This window comes from Streptomyces lonarensis (assembly GCF_012033735.1).
GTDB classification, from domain to species: domain Bacteria; phylum Actinomycetota; class Actinomycetes; order Streptomycetales; family Streptomycetaceae; genus Streptomyces; species Streptomyces lonarensis.
Map to the genome: position 1 here is coordinate 1 of NZ_JAAVJD010000107.1, position 18,069 is coordinate 18,069.

Here is an 18,069-nt window from a genome sequence, read left to right on the forward strand (position 1 = left end):
GCTCGGGGCGGTGGCCACCGCGGCCTCGGGCCGCCGGGCGGCGGGTACGGGCGGCGGCGGGACCGGCCCCACGGGCGGGGGCGGTCCGCCGCCGGCGGCGGCCGGCGAGGCGCTGAGGATCTCGGTGGGTCGGTCGTCCTCCTCGTTGCCGAGCAACGCGTGCGGCACCACCAGGACGGCCTGGACCCCGCCGTAGATGTTGCTCTGGAGCTGGACCACGATGTCGTGGCGCTGCGCGAGCGCCGAGACCACCAGCAGCCCGATGCGGCCGTCCTGCACCATGGCGGCGACGTCCATCCGCTCCGCCCCGGCCAGCAGCGCGTTCATGCGGTCCTGCACCTCGGGTGCCAGCCCCAGGCCGCGGTCCTCGACCTCGACGGCCAGACCGGCGGTGACGTACTGGGCGCGGAGGACGACCTGCGTCTGGGGCGCGGAGAAGACCGTCGCGTTCTCCACCAGCTCGGCGAGCAGGTGGATCACGTCGGCGACGGCGTGGCCGCGCAGCCGGCCCTCGATGGGCGGCACCAGCCGCACCCGCGAGTAGTGCTGGACCTCGGCGATGGAGGAGCGCAGCACCTCGCTCATCTCGACCGGGCGGCTCCACTGCCGGCGGGAGGTCGCGCCGCCGAGCACCGCCAGGTTCTCCGCGTGCCGGCGCATGCGGGTCGCGAGGTGGTCGACGTGGAAGAGCCCCTTGAGCAGGTCCGGGTCCTCGACCTCGTGCTCCAGCTCGTCGAGGTGCTCGATCTGCCGGTGGACCAGCGACTGGAGGCGGCGGGCGAGGTTGACGAAGACCTCCAGCTTCTCCTCACTGCCACCGGGCTCGGGGTGGCGGGCGGCGGATGCCTCGGCGAGCGCGGTCTGCGCGGCGTGCCGTGCGACGGCCAGCTCCTCACCGAGTATCCGCAGTCCGTCCCCGGCGGTCGGCCCCGGGGCGCGGGGGGCGGGGGGCCGGACCACCTCGCCCGCCGCCACCCGCAGGGCCAGGGCCTGGAGGTCGGCCGCGCCGCGGGCGTTCTCCCGGCGGAGCGCGGTGACGCGGGCGTTGCGCGCGCGGGCCTCGGCGCCCGCCGCGAGTCCGGCACCGGAGACGACGGCGCCCACCAGCAGCAGCGCACCCGCGACCACCGCCCAGGGAACACCCGGGGTGAGGGTGATGCCGGCGGGCGACCGCAGCAGGTAGCCGACGACGAAGGCGGCGACCGCGGCGACCAGGACAGGCGGCCAGACGGCGAGGTTGAGCAGTCGCCGGGGCTCGTTGGCGCCCGGCACCCCGCGCGGAGCGGAGCGGCGGGCGCGGCGGCCGGCCCCGGGGGCGGGGTGGGCAGCGGCCCCGTCGGGAGCGGGTGGGGGCGCGGCCCGCCCGGGTCCGGCGCCGTGGCTGTGCGGTTCGGGCATCGTCCGTCCCCGGTGCGTCTCGGCACCGCTCGGTGAGCCGAGCGGAAGTGTTTCGTTGCGAAGAGTGATCGCAGTGCGTCGCCACGCTAACCGGCGCGGCCGGGCGCAAGGGGACGGCTTCGGGCATTCGCCACCCCTCGCCACCTCCTATCGGGTGAACCCACGGCGATCCGTGGACAGGTCGACGGTCCGTTGCTCGCATGGGCTTTCGCCCGGTCACCCGGCAGGCGCGGGTGTCCGGGCCGGAGCGGTCACCGGGCGGGCGCCCCGGGTGGGTGTTCGCTCGCCAGGTCGAGGCCGGAGACGCGGACGGTCACGTTGACCCGGCCGTGGAGCCCGAGCCGCTCGGGCCCGCTGCCCGGCCGCGTCCGGGGCACGGCGTGGTACGCGAGCCGCGCCGGGCCGCCGAAGACGAACGCGTCCCCGCTCCGCAGCTCGGTGTCGCGCCAGGGCCTGCCCCGGCCCTCGGTGTTGCCGAACCGGAAGACGCAGGAGTCCCCGAGGCTGAAGGACACCACCGGTGCGGGGGAGCGCTCCTCCTGGTCGCGGTGCATGCCCATCCGGGCACCCTCGGGGTAGAAGTTGACCAGCGCCACGTCGTACTCCCCGGGGGCCGGCGGCTCCCAGGGGCCGGCAGCGTCGCCGGGGGTGCGCTCGGCGGCGGTCCGGGCGGCGGCCGCCGCCGTGGCGTGCGCCCACTCCCCCAGCCAGTCCGGGAAGGGCTTCACGGGGGCGCCGTCGCCGTCCACGGCGGTGCGTGCGTAGGCGTACGGGTACCAGTGCAGGCCCAGGCCGACCTGGCGCACCGACATGACGCCGCCGCGCGTGCGCACCGTCCGCAGTCCCGCCGGCGGGAGGGCCCAGCGGCGGCAGGCGGCGAGCAGCTCCGCCTGGCGCTCCGTGCCGAGGTGCGCGGGCAGGTGCACCGCGCCCGGCGCGACGAGGGCGGGTTCGCGCGGGAACAGCTCCTGGTCGGGGAAACCACCGTCCATGGGTCCATGGTGGCAGTCGCCGCGGACGTCCGCCCGGGTGCGGCCGCCGGGGTGCGCCCGGCTCGCCGCCGGACCGCCTCCGGCGCCCTGGCGGGTTCCGCGAGGTGCCGTAGGGTCGTCCGCGACGCGTCGCCGCGCCGGGCGGCGGCCCGGTGTCCGGAGGTCCGTGTGACGCAGCAGCAGTCGGTCGAGCCCGTCCTCACAGGGGTGCGCAACTTCCGCGACCTGGGCGGGCTGCCCGCCCGGGACGGCCGCCGGGTGCGGCACGGACGGCTCTTCCGCAGCGGGCACCTGGCCCGGGCGACCGACCAGGACCGTGCGTTCCTCGCCGGGCTCGGCCTGCGGACCGTGTTCGACCTGCGCAACGCCGCGGACCGGACCTTGGAGGGGCTCGACATCGCGCTGCCCGGCGTCCGGGGGCGGCACGTGCCGCTGACCGGCGACCGCGACGGCGCCGAGTTCTGGGCGCTGGTGCGCGGCGGCGACCTGCCGCGGCTCCGTGCCGCCTTCGGCGAGGGCCGGGCGGAGGCGCTGATGGCGGAGACCTATCGCGAGGTCGTCCGGGAGCGGACGACGGAGCTGGGCACGGTGCTCCGCTCCCTGGCCTCGGACGGGGCGCCCGCGCTGGTGCACTGCTCGGCGGGGAAGGACCGCGCCGGGCTGACGGTGGCGCTGGCGCTGCTGGTGGCGGGGGTGGAGCCCGCAGCGGTCGAGGCGGACTACCTGCTGTCCGGCGCGCCGCACCACCGCTACCGCCTCGACCGGGCGACCGACGCGGGGGACGCCGTGTCCCCGGAGATCGGCGGGCTGCTGGCCCCGCTCTTCGACGCACGCGGGGCGTACCTGACGGCGGCCTGGGACGAGATCGACGCGGGATGGGGGTCGTTGGACCGGTACGTCGCGGTCGGCTTGGGGCTGTCCGCGGCCGAGCGCCGCGCGCTGGAGGAGACGCTGCTCGCGGAGTGAGCGCAGGGCGGGTGCGGGCGGGGTGTCGCGGTGCGCCGGGGGCTCGGGGCCGTCAGGGGCTCGGGGCCGCGGGGGGGGGCCGCGGAGACGCCGTCCAGCGGTCGATCACCGCCGGTCGACCCGGAGCCGGGGCGCACGGCGGTGCCCGCGCCGCCGGCACCCGCACCCGCATCCGCGGTCACGCCCATCGCCGCGTCGCGGCGCGCACCCGGGTCCCAGCCGGTGTCGACGACCTTCTTCTGCATCACGATCGCGCCGATGAGGATCGCCGCGCCGAGCAGGATCATCAGCACGATGCCGCCGACCTCGCCCGCTTCGGCGGCGTTGCCGACGAGGACTCCGAACCAGCCGAAGTCCGCGTCGCCGAAGGTGGTGTTCTCGTCGCCGAACGCGCCGAGCACCTTCAGCAGCAGCGCGGGCAGGATGGTGATCAGCACGCCGTTGAGGAACGCGCCCAGCACCGCGCCCCGCCGGCCGCCGGTCGCGTTGCCGTAGACGCCGGCCGCACCACCGGTGAAGAAGTGCGGCACCAGGCCGGGGAGGACCAGCGCCAGGCCGAAGGCCGGGCCCAGCACCCACGACAGCATCCCCAGGGTGACCAGGCCACCGGTGAAGCTGGAGAGGAAGCCCACCAGCACCGCGTTCTGCGCGTAGGGGAAGACGATCGGCGCGTCCAGCGAGGGCACCGCGCCCGGCACCAGCCGCTCGGCGATCCCCTGGAAGGCGGGCACCAGCTCGCCGAGGATGGTGCGGACACCGAAGAGGATCACCGCGACCGCGATACCGAACTGCAGCCCCTGCATCACGGACTGCATCAGGTAGTTGCCGAGGTTCGCGGCGGGCTCGCCCCCGTCGACGGCGAACGCGGCGAACGCCTCCTCCTGGCCGGCGCGGCCGAGGAAGAGCAGCGCCATCGCCAGGTAGATCACCAGCATGGACAGCGCGGTGGCGACCATGGAGTCGCGCAGGAACCGCAGCCCCTCGGGGAGGTTCATGTCCTCGGTGGAGCGGCTCTTCTTCCCGACCAGCTGGCCGGTGGCACCCGCGACGACGTAGCCCGCCGTGCCGAAGTGGCCGATGGCGACCGTGTTGTTGCCCGTGATCCGCTTGGTCCACGGGTGGGCGAACGCGGGCATGGCGACCAGCATGATGCCGAGCAGCACGCCGCCGACGACCACCACGACCCAGGAGGTGTGGCCGGCCGTGGCGAGCACGATGGTGAGCAGCGTCGCCATGAACAGCATGTGGTGTCCGGTGAGGAACACGTACCGCAGCGGGGTGAACCGGGCGAGCAGCAGGCTCACGCCGAAGCCGAGGATCATCAGCCAGGCGACACGCGCGCCGTACTGCTCCTGGGCGATGCCGACGATCGCCTCGTTGGTGGGGATGACCCCGTGCGCGCCGGTGGCGCCCTGGATCATCTCGCCGAGCGGGGCGAGCGAACCGACGACCAGCGTGGCGCCGGCGCCGATCAGCAGGAACCCGAGCGTGGCCTTGATGGCGCCGCCGAGGATCTGGCCCGTGGAGCGCCGGAGCGCGATCAGGCCGGCCGCGGTGATCAGGCCGATGAGGTAAGCCGGTTCGCTGAGGATCTCGTTGACGACGAACTCGGCGAAGGACACGAGCCAGTTCATGGGGACGTCTTCCGTATCTGCCGCAGGTGTGGTGCGGGGCGCGCCGCTGGGGGAACGGGCGCCCGGTGGGGTGGGGGAGCGGTCGGGCCGCGGCGCTCACCGCGGCCGGGGGTCACACCTCGTAGGTCTCCCGCAGGACGCGGTCGACCTCGCCGGTGTCGGTGAAGTTCTCCACGACCCGGACGGGGGTGCCCACGTCGCCGAGGGTGCGGGCGATCTCCCCGGAGGTGAGGATCGCGGCGGCCTCGGACGCCTTGCCCTTGGCGGAGATGGTGTCGGTCGCCTCGACGGTGACGAAGGAGGACCAGCCCCAGCGCTCCAGCACCTGCTCCAGGGTGTTCTTCAGGAAAAGGCTGGTGCCGAGGCCGTTGCCGCAGACCGTGAGGATGGTGTGGCGGTCGCCGCCGGAGCGGGCGGGTGGATCGGCTGCCTCGCGCTCCGCGCCGCCGGCCGCCGGGGTCTCAGCCGGAGCGGCCGTCACGGCGGTCGCAGCCGCGTTGCGGGCCTGTGCGGCGTCCTCGCCCGTGACCAGCGCCCAGACCTCCTCCGGGGTGCGCGCCTCCGCCAGCGCCCGGGAGGTCTCCGGGTCCGCCAGCAGCCGCGCGAGGGTCGCCATGGCGTCGGTGTGCGAGCCGGAGTCCGTCGCCGCCAGCGCCACGACCAGGGTCACCGGGTCGTTGGTCTCGTGCCCGAACTCCACGGGCTCGGCCAGCCGCACCCACGACATGCCGGTGCGCAGCACGGCGGGGGAGGGCCGGGCGTGCGCGAAGGCGAAGCCCGGCGCCAGCACGATGTAGGGGCCGTTCTCGGCCACGTTCGCGATCATCTCCGCCGTGTAGCCGTCCGTGGCCGTGCCGGTCGAAACCAGCAGGTCACCGGAGGCCCGTACGGCCTTCGCCCAGTTCGGGGCGGATACGTCCAGCCGGATCGCGTCGAGCGGGAGCAGTTCTTTCAGCGCCACCATATGGCCGATCCTCGCACGTTCGTCCGGCTTGTGAGTCGCCGGGCCGCGCGGTGGCCACCGGTTGACCGGTCGGGTCCGGGGCGGCGGCGCGCCGCCCAGGCCGCCGCCGGAGGACGCCGGAGGACACCGGGAACGGGGGCGCGGGGCGCCCCCGGCCCGCCGCTCCACGGGTGTTGCCGGGCCCGCGGGGCTGCTCCCGGCCCGGTCGTCCGCCGGGTCAGCGGGGCCCGGGGGAGAGCGCCGCCGCCGGGTCCACCCCGGTGAGGGTGACGGAGGTCTCCCACAGGTCGGCCGCCGTCCGCGGGTCCCGCGCCGCGGACGAGCGGCGCGCCCGCCCGGCGCCGGCGCCCCGCACCTCCAGCGGCCCGTCCGGACCGAAGTAGTCGCCGCCCGCCGCGGCGGGATCGGTGGCGGCGCGCAGCACGGGCAGCGCTCCCCGCGCGGCGGGCTGCGTGAACACGCGGGTGGCCCGCTCCAGCCGCGCCAGGCCGCGTCGCCCCTCCATCACCAGCCCCGCCTGGCCCAGCTCGGTCGAGGAGAGCCCGGGGTGGGCCGCGGTGGCGGTCAGCCCCACGCCGGCCGCGGCCGCCCGCCGGTCCAGCTCGTCGGTGAAGAGCAGGTTCGCCAGCTTGGACGCGCCGTAGGCCCGCCACCGGTCGTAGCGGCCCCGCTCCGCGTTCGGGTCGGTGAGGTCCAGCCCGCCGATCCGGTGGGCGAGCGAGGAGACCGTCACCACCCGGCCCGACCCGGCCACCAGCGCCTCGCCCAGCAGACCGGTCAGCGCGAAGTGCCCCAGGTGGTTGGTGCCGAACTGCATCTCGAACCCGTCCGCGGTGCGGCGCAGCGGCAGGGCCATCACCCCGGCGTTGTTGACCAGCAGCTCCAGGCGCCCGCCGGCTTCGGCGGCGAGCCGCGGTGCCGCCTCGCGCACCGAGGCGAGGTCGGCCAGGTCCAGCAGCACCAGCCGGACGTCGGCGCCGGGCGCGGCGCGGCGGATGCGCTCCACTGTCGCGCCGCCCCGGCCGGCGTCGCGGCAGGCCAGCACGGTCCGGGCGCCGGCCCGCGCCAGCAGCAGAGCCGTCACCGCGCCGATGCCGCTGTTGGCCCCGGTCACCACGGCGGTGGTGCCGGTCAGCCGGGGGATGTCGCTCGCGGTCCAGCGCGCCATGCTCACGTCCTCGACGGGATGGGGGAGCGCCTGCCCGCTCCCCGGGGTACCCACAAGGTGCCACAGCCACCGACCGGCCCGGACCGCGACGGCCGCCCACTGCCCTGCGCGGGCGCGCCGGGGCCGGCCGCCGGGAGTGCAATCGGTTCGAACGGGCAGACGGTTGTCAGAGCGACCGCCCGGCCGTTCCCCGTGCCGCCGAGGAGATCGACCCGCCATGACCGCGCCCGCCGTTCCGGCTTCCCCGACCCCCGCCCCCGCCGGTTCCCCCGACGACGCAGCACAGCGCCTCCGGCGCCGGCTGGAGAGGCTCATCGGCGTCGCCGCCACCGAGGGCAACGCCCTGCGGGTGCTGCGCAACGGCGACGAGATCTTCCCGGCGATGCTGTCCGCCGTCCGCGCCGCACGCCACACCATCGACCTGATGACCTTCGTCTACTGGCAGGGCGAGATCGCCCGGGAGTTCGCCGAGGCGCTGGCCGAACGCGCCCGGGCCGGCGTGCGGGTACGGCTGCTGCTCGACGGTTTCGGCAGCCGCAACATCGAACGGGAGCTGCTCGACGCCATGGAGGAGGCGGGGGTGTGGGTCACCTGGTTCCGCCGCCCCGTCCGGCTCTCGCCCTTCAAACAGAACCACCGCTGCCACCGCAAGGTGCTGGTCGTCGACGAGACCGTCGCCTTCACCGGCGGCGTCGGCATCGCCGAGGAGTGGTGCGGCGACGCGCGGGACGCCACCGAGTGGCGCGACACCCACGTCGAGGTCCGCGGTCCCGCCGTCGACGGGATCTGTGCGGCGTTCGCCCAGAACTGGGCCGAGTGCCACCCCGACCTCTTCGACGAGCGGGACCGGTTCGTCGAACAGGACGCCGCCGGCGAGGCGGTCGTGCAGGTGGTGCGCGGTTCGGCCAGCATCGGCTGGCAGGACATGCAGACGCTGCTGCGCGTGGTGATCGAGTCCGCCGAGCAGCGGCTGCGGCTGGTCACCGCCTACTTCTCGCCCGACGACTACTTCGTCGACCTGCTCTGCGGGGCGGCGGCCCGCGGCGTCGAGGTCGAACTGCTCGTCCCCGGACCGCACACCGACAAGCAGATCAGCCGGCACGCCGGCCGGTACCACTACGACCGGCTGCTCGCGTGCGGCGTGCGGATACTCGAGTACCAGCGCACGATGCTGCACTGCAAGATCGTCACGGTGGACGGGGTCGCCTCGCTCGTCGGCTCCACCAACCTCAACCGGCGGTCGCTCGACCACGACGAGGAGGTCATGATGGCCGTCCTCGACCGCGACGTCACCGCGGCGCTCGACCGCGACTTCGAGCGCGACCGCGGTCACAGCCTCTTCGTGGACCGGGAGCGCTGGGAGTCGCGGCCGCTCTCCCGCCGCGCCGCGGAGCAGGCCACGCGGGCGGTCCAGTACTTCCTGTGAGCGGCGGGCCGCGGTGTGCGGGCGGCGCAGGGAGCGCCGCCCGCACACCGCGTCAGACCAGGGCCATCGCGGGCCGGGCGCCGTCCCGGTCCACCGCCGCGTAGTAGTAAGCGGCCCGGACGGTCGACACCAGCCCCGCCGGCAGCGTCGCGGCGAGCAGCGTGGCGTGGCAGGCGGCCAGGACCTCCGCCCCCGTCACCCGCCGGTCCAGGTGCGCGGCGTAGAGCTGCCCGGCCGACACCGCCTCGGCCGGCGTGAGCTCCCGCACCTCGACGCCGCCGGACTCCGCCAGCCGCCGCAGCGGGGTGCCGGTGCCGGCGCGGTGCGGCCGCCCGCAGGCGTCGTCCCAGCACGTCCGCATCGAGCAGGCGACGGCGAAGGCCGCGGCCGGCGCCGCCTGCGGGGCGGTGCCCCCCGTGGTGGGGAGCGTCGACAGGTGCCGTGCCAGCGCGCGGACGGTCGGATGGGCGAACAGGTCGACCACGGTCAACTCGCAGCCGACGGTGCGGTTGACGGCGGTCTGTGCCCCCACCAGCAGCAGCGAGTTGCCTCCCAGGTCGAAGAAGTTCTCGTCCCGGTCCACCTGGTCGCGCCCCAGCACCCGGCACCACACCTCGGTGAGCCGCTTCTCCAGCTCCCGGAGGCGGTCGCCGGCGTCGGCGGCGGCACCCGGCTGCGCGGCGCCGCCCGCCGACCGCAGCACCCAGTGGTCGGGCCCGGCGTGCGCGTCGGCGGCGCGCGCCGCACAGCGGTACAGCTCCCCGAGGTCGCCGCCCTCCTCCAGCGCGACCCGCGCGGCGAGCCGCCGCACCTGGCGGACGGGGCCCGCGACGTGGCTGCGGACCCACGGTGCGCCGCGGTCCGCGCCCACCAGCAGGTGCGGTTCGTCGACGGAGAGCGCCAGGTCGAGGGAGCGCAGCGCCGACGCGGTGTCCAGGACGCGGTAGCCGCGCGCCTCGGTGAGGGCCGCCATGCGGTAGCCGGTGCTCATGCCCCGCTCGCGCCACATGCTCCACCCCAGGCTCTGCGCGGGCAGCCCCAGCGCGCGGCGGTGCAGGGCGAGCGCGTCGAGGTGGGCGTTGGCGGCCGCGTACGCGGTGTTCATGGCCCCGCCGAAGTAGCCGTTGACCGACGAGAAGGTCACGAAGGTGCCGACCGGATGGTCCTCGCGGGTGACCCGGTGCAGGACGCGGGCGCCCTCCACCTTCGCGGCGAGCGCCTCCCGCCAGGCGGCGGCGTCGAGCTCGCCCACCGGGCGTTCCACCAGCGCGCCCGCGAGGTGGAAGACCGAGGCAGCCGGTGCGCCCCAGTGGTCGGCGGCGGCGCCGAGGGCGGCGCGCACCTGCCGCTCGTCGGTGACGTCGGCGACGGCGTACCGGACCTCGCCCAGCTGCCGGAGGCCGCGCAGCGCGGCGAGGCGGGCGCCGCCGCCGTCCGCCTCGGACGTCGCCTCGGACCGCTCGGCGACCCAGGTGTCCCCGGAGTCGTCGGCGGGCAACGGGGTGCGACCGAGCACCAGCAGCCGCGCCCCGGGGGTCCGCAGCAGGTGCGCGGCGACCTCGGCGCCGACACCGCCCAGCCCACCGGTCACCACGTGGAAGCCGTCGGCGGCGGGCGGCGCGACCCGGGAGGCGGGGTCGGGCAGCGGCTCCAGCCGCCGCACCAGCCGCTCGCCGTTCCGCAGGGCCACCTCCGGCTCCACCGGAACGGCTGCGGCCTCCGCCGCCACCGCTGCTGCCGTCTCCCCTGCGTCCGCCGGGCCGCCGCCGGCGAGGTCGAGGTGGACACAGGTCAACCCCGGCAGCTCCTCCTGCAGGGATCGCAGCACGGCGGCGACCGCCGCGCGCCCCGGATCGGGATGCTCGCCCTCCGCCACGGCGCGGGCGCCCGCGGTGACGTACAGCAGCTCCACCGGGCGGCGTCCGTCCGGTCGGGCGGCGAGGGCGCGGGCGAGCGGGAGCAGCTCCACCGCGGCGTCGCCGCCGTCCCTCGGGCCGGCTGCGTCCGCGGTGCACGCCGCGTCCGCGGTGCACGCCGCGTCCGCCGGGCCGGGCGAGGCGGGGTGGAGCGCGCCGAGGTGGACCACGGCGTCCAGCGGGCGGCCGTCGGTCGCCAGGGAGGCGAGCAGCGCCGTGTGGTCGGCCTCCTCACCGGACCGCACGCGGTAGGTGGCGGCGTCGACCCGCACCAGCGCGTCGCCGTCGGTCACGACGGTGCAGAGACCGCCGGCCGCGCGTACCGTCTCCGCCAGGCCGCGCGCGACCTCCGCGGACCGCGGGTCGCTGCCCGCCAGCACCAGGGTGTGCCGGCCGCGGGCCGCCCGCCCCGGCCGCGGTCGGCGCTCGGCCGGCCGCCACACCGGCCGCAGGAACCAGTCGGGCACCGTCGAGGCGGCGCCCGTCAGCACCTGGCCCCGCCCGACCTGCTCCTCGAACTCGCCCGCCTCGAAGGCGGCGCGGAGCTTGGTCCGCTGGATCTTGCCGATCTCCGTCTTGGGGATGTCGCCGGCCTCGACCGGCACCAGGAAGGCGGGGCTCACGCCGATCTCGCGCGTCACCTTCCCCGCGATCTCCCGCAGCGCCCGCACCGGGTCGTGGCCCGGCGCCAGGGTGACGTACAGCGCGAGCTCGTCGGTGGCGGTGCCGGCGTCCGAGCGCACCGCCACCGCCGCGTTGAAGCTCCGCACGACGCAGGGCAGTTCCTCGACGCAGGCCTCGATCTCGTGGCTGTAGTGGTTGACGCCGTTGACGATGATGACGTCCTTGGCGCGGCCGGTGATGTACAGCTCGCCGTCGCGCAGGAACGCCAGGTCCCCGGTGTCGAACCAGCCGTCGTCGGTGAACGAGGCCGCGTTGGCGCGGGCGTTGTCGTGGTAGCCGCCGGTGACGGACGTCCCCCGCACCTGGAGGTCGCCCACCTCGCCCTCGGCGAGGACGGTGCCGCCGCCGTCGACCACCCGCATCGCGAACCCCGGGTAGGGCCGGCCGCAGCTGACGAACGTCCCCTCCCCGGCGGGAGGTTCGGGGGCGAGCGAGGTGTCGGTCACCACCGAGCAGGTCTCCGACATGCCCCACCCGGGGTGCATCACGTGCTGGGGCAGCCCGAACGGCCGCAGCGTGTGCAGGAACCGCCGGGCCGCGTCGGCGACCACCACCTCGCCCGCGTTCATGACCAGCCGCATCGGCGTCAGGTCCCACTCCGCGTCGCGGAACCGGTCGGCGTACCCGGCCAGCAGTCCGAAGGCGAAGTTGGGCGCCCAGGTCACCGACACCCGGTGGCGATGGGCGAGTTCCATCCACCGCGGCGGGTCCTGCAGAATCCAGCCGGTCGGCGCGTGCACCTGGCGGCAGCCCAGGTAGACGTCCCGCAGGTGGAACATGACGACACCCGTCACGTGGTCCAGCGGAATCCAGTTCAGCGAGACGTCCGCCCCGCCGAGGTCGTTCATGGCCGCCGCGGCGGCGGACCGGGTCAGCACGTTGCGGTGGGTCAGCCGCACCGCCTTGGGGAGCCCGGTGCTGCCCGAGGTCATCAGCATCAGCACCAGGTCGTCCGGCCCCGCCGGGTACCAGTCGCGGTCCTCGGGGGCGTCGCGCAGCTCCGCCGCGGTGGTCGGCCGCAGCCCGCGCTCCTCCTCCCGGGCGGCCAGCGCCCGCAGCCCGGGTGCGAGCCCCGGCGAGCACACCACCCGCGGCCGGCCCAGCATCCGCCAGATGCCCTGCAGCTTGGTCAGTGCCGCCGACGGCGTCGCGTACGAGGTCGGGACGGTCAGCGGCACCGCCACCACCCCGCCCAGCAGGCAGCCCCAGAGCACCGCGAGGAAGTCCTCGGTGTCGTCGCACTGCAGGATCACCCGGTCACCGGGGCGCAGCCCCTCCCGCCGCAGCCCGGCGAGGACCCGGGACGCCTCGGCCACCAGCGAGGCGTAGCTGCGCCGGTGCTCGGAGCCGTCGGGGCGGACGTGGACGATGTCGCCGCGACCGGCGTCGGCGGCGCGCACCAGCGCGCTCGCCCAGTCGCCGACCGAGGGTTCCGGCAGCGGCGGGCCCTCGCTCAGCGCCGGGACCGCCGCCGCGGCCGGTGCCGAGGCGCCCTCGGCGTCGGCGGCCGCGGACCGCCGTGCGGCGGCGACATGACGGCGCGGCAGCTCCTGCGGGGCATCCTCCACCCCCGCCTCGATGGTGAGGACGCCGGGCAGCCGGGCGATCTCGCGCCGCCAGGCGTCGGCCGCCGCGCGGTCCACCGCCGGCAGCGCGCGCAGCGCCGCGACGTCGGGCACGCCGGCGGCGTCCCGGGGGAGGGCGTTGACCGCGGTGACCCGGACGGTGTCGTGCCCGGCGGCCGCCAGGGCGCGCTCCACCGCCTCGGTGGCGTCCGCCCGGCCGGGCACCACGCACAGCAGCGGCGGTGCCTCGGCCGTCCCCGGCAGCGCCAGGGCGTCGCGCACGCCGGGCACCGCGAGCGCCGCCGCCTCCACCTCGGCGGTGTCCAGCGGGGCCCGGGCCGCCGTGGTGCGGGCCGGCGGCGCCGGCAGCGCGCCGATCGGGGTGTCGGGGTCCGCGCAGACGGCCCGCAGCGTCTCCCGCAGCGTCGCCGCGAACTGCTCGGCGGTCTCCGCCCGGTAGAGGTCGGTGGCGTACTCGACGTGCAGGTCGAGCCCGGTGGGGGCGCCGTCCGCCGCGTGCCGCTGGAAGACGTCGAAGAAGAGGTCGAACTTGGCCGTCCCGGTCGCGGTGGGCCGCAGCGGCACCTCGCTGCCGTCGAGGCGCAGCACGGCCGGCTCGTTGTTCTGGAGGGCCAGCATCACCTGGAACAGCGGGTGGCGCCCCGGGCGGCGCGGCGGGTTCACCTCCTCCACCAGCCGGTCGAAGGGCAGGTCCTGGTGGTCGAGCGCGGCCAGGTCGTGGGGGCGCACCCGGGCCAGCAGCTCCCGGAACGCCGGGTCGCCGGAGGTGTCGGCGCGCAGCACCACGGTGTTGGTGACGAGCCCGATGAGGCCGTCCAGCCCGGGTTCGGTCCGCCCGGCGACGGGGGTGCCGACCACGATGTCGTCCCCGGCGCCGCCCTGCCGCAGCACGGCGGCGACCGCGGCGTGCACCACCATGAACAGGCTGGACCGCTCGGTGTCGGCCAGCCGCAGCAGCGCGCGGTGGGTGTCGGCGTCGACGGGCAGGGTGACGCTCGCGCCCTCGCCCCGCGGCCGGTCGGGCCGGGCGTGGTCCGGGGCGGGGGCGCTCTCCTCGGGCAGTCCCGCGAGCGCCTCGCGCCAGAACGCCGTCAGCTCCTCCAGCCGTCCCGGCCCCGCCGGCCGGGGCGCGAGCGCGGCGCGCTGCCGCAGGCTGTGGTCCGCGTACTGCAGCGGCAGCGGCTCCCGGGCGGGCGCGCCACCCGCGCGGCGGGCCGCGTAGGCGGCCCCGAGGTCCTCCGCCAGCGGCCGCATCGACCAGCCGTCGGCGGCGCTGTGGTGCAGCACCAGCAGCAGCGTCGCCTCCCGCTCCGGGCCGAGGAGGTACGCGGCGAGCGGGCTGTCGGCGGTGAGGTCGAAGCGGTGGCGGGACGCGGCGGCGACGTGGGCCGCCACCTCGTCCGCCGGGCAGTCGGCGCGGCGCCAGTGCGGGCGCACCCCGCCGGCGGGCAGCACCTCCTGCCGCAGTTCGCCGTCGCGCTCCGCCAGCACCGTCCGCAGGCTCTCGTGCCGGTCGACGAGGTCGCCGAGCGCGGCGCGCAGCGCCCCGTGGTCGGCCTCCGGCGGCAGCGGCACCGCGAGGGGGATGTTGTAGGTGGCGGCGGAGTCGTCGAGCCGGTTGAGGAACCACATCCGCTCCTGGGCGAACGACGGCGGGATGCGGTCCGGGCGCACGGGCGGCTCCCGGTCCCGCCCGGCGGCCCCGGGCTCGGCCGTGGTGCCGTCGGCGGTCCCCGCGACGCCGTCGGCGGGCGCGGGGGCGGGCTGCTCGCCGATGCGCTCCGCGAGCGCGGTGGGCGTCGGCTCCTCGAACAGGGCGGTGATGGAGATCTTCACCCCGGTCTCCTGCCGCAGCCGGGCGAGTAGCCGGGCGGCGAGCAGCGAGTCGCCGCCGAGGTCGAAGAAGTGCGCCTCCGCGCCGACGGACCCCGCCGGCAGCCGCAGGAACTCCTCGAACAGGCCGCAGACGAGCGTCTGCTGCGCGGTCGCGGGGCGGGACCCGGCCGCGGCGCCCGCGAAGTCGGGCGCCGGCAGGGCCTCGACGTCGAGCTTCCCGTTGGCGGTGAGCGGCAGGGCGTCGACCACCAGGCAGGCGGCGGGCGTCATGTGCTCCGGGAGCCGGGCGGCGGCGTGGGCGCGCAGCTCGGCGGGGGCGGGGGCCGCGCCGGCCGCCGGGACGACGTACGCGATCAGGTGCCGCGTCCCGTTCTCCGCCTCCCGCACCACGGCGGTGGCGGACCCCGTCCCGGGGTGTCCGGCGAGGACGGCCTCGACCTCGCCCGGCTCGATGCGGAACCCCCGCAGCTGGACCTGGCGGTCGGCACGGCCCAGGTACTGGAGGGCGCCGTCGGGCCGGCGGCGCGCGAGGTCGCCGGAGCGGTAGGCGCGGTGCCCGGGAGGCCCGAAGGGGTCCTGCGGAAAGCGCTCGGCGGTGAGGTCGGGGCGGCCGAGGTATCCGGCCGCGACACCGGCCCCGGTGATGTACATCTCGCCGGTGGCGCCGGTCGGGACCGGGCGGCCGTCGGGGTCGAGGAGGTGGACCCGCAGGTCGGCGAGGGGACGGCCGATGACGCTGCCCCGGCGGGGGTCGGTGAGGTCGGCCGCGGTGACGCGGTGGTGGGTGACGTGCACGGTGGTCTCGGTGATGCCGTACATGTTGACCAGCACCGGGGCGTCCAGGCCGTGGCGCTCCGCCCACGGGCGGAGCGTCTGCGGGTGCAGCGCCTCGCCGCCGAGGACGACGTACCGCAGCCGGCCCGGGGAGCCGCCGTGCTCGCCGTCGGCCTCCACCAACTGGCGGAAGGCGGACGGCGTCTGACTGAGGACGGTGACCTCCTCGCGCTCCAGCAGCCGCAGGAACTCGCGCGGCGACCGGCTGGTGTCGTGGTCGACGACCACCAGGCGCCCGCCGTGGAGCAGCGCGCCCCACATCTCCCACACCGAGAAGTCGAAGGCGTAGGAGTGGAACAGCGTCCACACGTCGTCCGGGCCGAGGTCGAAGTGGTCGCGGCTCGCCAGGAACAGCCGCGCCACCGCGGCGTGCGTGACGGGGACGCCCTTGGGCGTCCCGGTGGAGCCGGAGGTGTGGATGACGTAGGCGGTGTCCGCCGGGGCGGTGGGGCCGAGTCGCTCGGCGTCGGTGAGGTCCCCGCTCGGCAGCGCGGCGATCCGCTCCGCCGTGTCGGGATCGTCCAGCGCCAGCACCGGCAGCTCCCTCCCGGCGGGGGCGGTGCGCCCGCCGTCGGTGCACAGCAGCACCGGGGGCGTGTCGGCCAGGACCGTGCGGGTCCGCGGCTCCGGCTGGCTCGGGTCCAGCGGCAGGTAGGCGGCGCCCGTCTTGAGGACGGCGAGCAGGGCGGGCAGCAGCCGCGGCCCGCGGGTCAGTTCCAGGGCGACCACGCGTCCCGGGCCGGCGCCGAGTTCGACCAGCCGCCGGGCGATGCGGTTGGCCTCGGCGTTGAGCGCGCCGTAGGTGAGCCGGTCGTCCCCGCAGCTGACGGCGGTGTGCTCGGGCGCGGACCGCACCCGCCGCTCGAACAGCTCGGTGAGGGTGGCGGTGACGGGCAGCTCGCGCGGCTCCTGGCGCGCCGGGACCTCCCCGGGGAGGAGCAGCGGCAGCTCGCCGAGTTCCGTCTCCGGGGCGGTGTCGGCGAGCCCGCGCAGCAACTGGAGCAGCCGGTCCCGCACCAGCTCCACCTCGTCCTGCTCGTACAGGTCGGGGTTGGCGTCCACCGCCAGCCACAGCCCGTCCGGTCCGGCGGCGGGCCGCACGCTGATCTGGAGGTCGTCGACGGCGCCGCCCGACAGGTGGTGCCACACCGCCCGGTGGCCGCCGAAGGACAACTCCTCGGTGAACGGCACGATGTTGAGCACCGGGCCGTACAGCCGGCGGCCGCTGCCCAGCAGGTTGAGGTCGCGCCGCAGGTACTCGCCCCGGTACCGCTGGTGGCGCTGGAGCGCGCGCAGCTCTCCGGCGACGGACCGGGCCAGCTCCGCCAGCCGGGTGCCGGCGTCCGCGGCGACCCGCAGCGGCAGCACGTCGGAGGCGGTCCCGGGGGTGCGCAGCGCCGCGCCCCCGAGCCGGCTCATGGTGGCCATGCCCAGCACGAGGTCGCGGGCGCCGGTCATCCGCTGCAGCCAGCCGGCGACGGCGGCGGTCAGCAGGTCGGTACGGGTCACCCCGAGGCGGGCGGCGGCGCCGGCGAGCGCCGCGGCCTCCGCGCCGTCCAGCTCGCCCACGGCCCGCAGTGGCCGGGGCGCCGCCGGCGCGGAGCGGGCGGTGAGCCGGGGCGGCTCGGGCAGCTCCGCCAGCCGCGACGCCCAGTGGTCCCGGTCGCGCGCGCACCGGTCGGAGGCGAGGTAGCGCTCCTCCTCCTGCCGCAGCCGGTCGACCGGCGCGAAGTGCGCGGGCTCCGGCTCCTCGCCGGCGAGCAGCGCGTTGTGGACATCGGCGAGGCGGCGGCCGACGAGCTTGTAGCTGTAGCCGTCGAGCAGGAGGTGGTGGGCGCGCAGCAGCCACAGGTGGTGGTCGGGGGCGAGCGTGAACAGGGTGTGGGTGTGGAGCGGGCCGGTGTCGACGTCGACCTCGGTGGCGAGTTCGCGCTCCACCCGCTCCCACGCCTCTCGCTCCGGATCGGGCCGGTCCGTCAGATCCACCCGGTGCAGCGTGACCTCGCCGGCCCCGGGGTCCGCCAGGGACCGGGGCCCCTCGTCGGTCTCCGTGAACCGCAGCCCGAAGGTCTCCGCCTCGGCGACGGTGCGCCGCAGCGCCTGCGCGAACCGCTCCGTGTCGAGCGGGCCGCGGATCTCGACGGCCTCGCCGGTGTTGTACGCGGCGCTGTGGGGCGCGAGCCGGGCGGCGTACCAGAGCCCTTCCTGGGCCCCGGAGAGCGGCCGGCGCTCGTCCTGACGGGTGGACTCCTCGTGGAGTGACATGACACAGCCCTCACCTCGCACGTCCCGGCCGGGGGAGGCGCGGCCGGGTGGAAGCAGGAGCGGACCGGGCCCGCGGGCCGCACGGCGGGCGAAGGCGGGCGCACGCCGGGCGCACGGGACGGCGGGCCGCGGCCCGCTCCCTGCACGTCGGCTCAGAGTGCGACCGGCCGCCGAAGCCGGTCAAGGCCGCCCGGCCCCCGCCGGGAGCAATCGAGACGTTTCCTTGAGATCCGGGCTCCGAGGGATAGCGGCGCGTCCGCCCGGTCGCCCCACGGGCACCACGCCCCTCGGGATCGCCCCGACCACCCGCTCCCACGCCTCTCGCTCCGGATCGGGCCGGTCCGTCAGATCCACCCGGTGCAGCGTGACCTCGCCACCGAGGTCGACGTCGACACCGGCC

Annotated in this window: 7 protein-coding genes and 1 pseudogene; 2 read left to right on the forward strand and 6 right to left on the reverse strand. The window is 76.6% G+C overall.

Annotation, left to right across the window (positions count from 1 at the left end; translation table 11 throughout):
• Together HCN56_RS14535 and HCN56_RS14540 are read right to left on the reverse strand one after the other, a co-directional pair.
• The coding region (locus tag HCN56_RS14535; RefSeq protein WP_376770879.1) for a sensor histidine kinase at window positions 1-1,398 on the reverse strand (1,398 nt) is incomplete at its 3' end.
• Between the two features lie 251 nt (window positions 1,399-1,649).
• The gene (locus HCN56_RS14540; RefSeq protein ID WP_167971189.1) at window positions 1,650-2,390 is read right to left on the reverse strand and encodes an alpha-ketoglutarate-dependent dioxygenase AlkB; all 741 of its coding nucleotides are present in this window, start codon (window positions 2,388-2,390) and stop codon (window positions 1,650-1,652) included.
• Between the two features lie 168 nt (window positions 2,391-2,558).
• Here HCN56_RS14540 and HCN56_RS14545 point away from each other — a divergent pair, with 168 nt between their 5' ends.
• The gene (locus HCN56_RS14545) at window positions 2,559-3,356 is read left to right on the forward strand and encodes a tyrosine-protein phosphatase (RefSeq protein WP_167971190.1); all 798 of its coding nucleotides are present in this window, start codon (window positions 2,559-2,561) and stop codon (window positions 3,354-3,356) included.
• A 187-nt stretch (window positions 3,357-3,543) separates the two neighbouring features.
• Here the strand turns inward: HCN56_RS14545 and ulaA are convergent.
• The 3 genes and pseudogenes from ulaA to HCN56_RS14560 form a co-directional block, all read right to left on the reverse strand.
• A pseudogene (gene ulaA / locus HCN56_RS14550) lies at window positions 3,544-4,990 on the reverse strand (PTS ascorbate transporter subunit IIC); the annotation flags it as partial.
• Between the two features lie 112 nt (window positions 4,991-5,102).
• Window positions 5,103-5,954 carry a PTS sugar transporter subunit IIAB gene (locus tag HCN56_RS14555; RefSeq protein ID WP_167971191.1) on the reverse strand — a complete coding sequence of 284 codons (852 nt, stop codon included), beginning with the start codon at window positions 5,952-5,954 and terminating at the stop codon, window positions 5,103-5,105.
• A 217-nt stretch (window positions 5,955-6,171) separates the two neighbouring features.
• The gene (locus tag HCN56_RS14560; protein ID WP_167971192.1) at window positions 6,172-7,122 is read right to left on the reverse strand and encodes an oxidoreductase; all 951 of its coding nucleotides are present in this window, start codon (window positions 7,120-7,122) and stop codon (window positions 6,172-6,174) included.
• Between the two features lie 217 nt (window positions 7,123-7,339).
• Between HCN56_RS14560 and HCN56_RS14565 the strand changes: the two genes are divergently transcribed.
• Window positions 7,340-8,548, forward strand: coding sequence for a phospholipase D-like domain-containing protein (locus tag HCN56_RS14565; protein WP_167971193.1), 1,209 nt, complete (start codon window positions 7,340-7,342; stop codon window positions 8,546-8,548).
• 52 nt (window positions 8,549-8,600) lie between these two features.
• Here the strand turns inward: HCN56_RS14565 and HCN56_RS14570 are convergent, their stop codons facing one another.
• The gene (locus HCN56_RS14570) at window positions 8,601-17,669 is read right to left on the reverse strand and encodes a non-ribosomal peptide synthetase (RefSeq protein WP_167971194.1); all 9,069 of its coding nucleotides are present in this window, start codon (window positions 17,667-17,669) and stop codon (window positions 8,601-8,603) included.
• Window positions 17,670-18,069 lie beyond the last annotated feature (400 nt).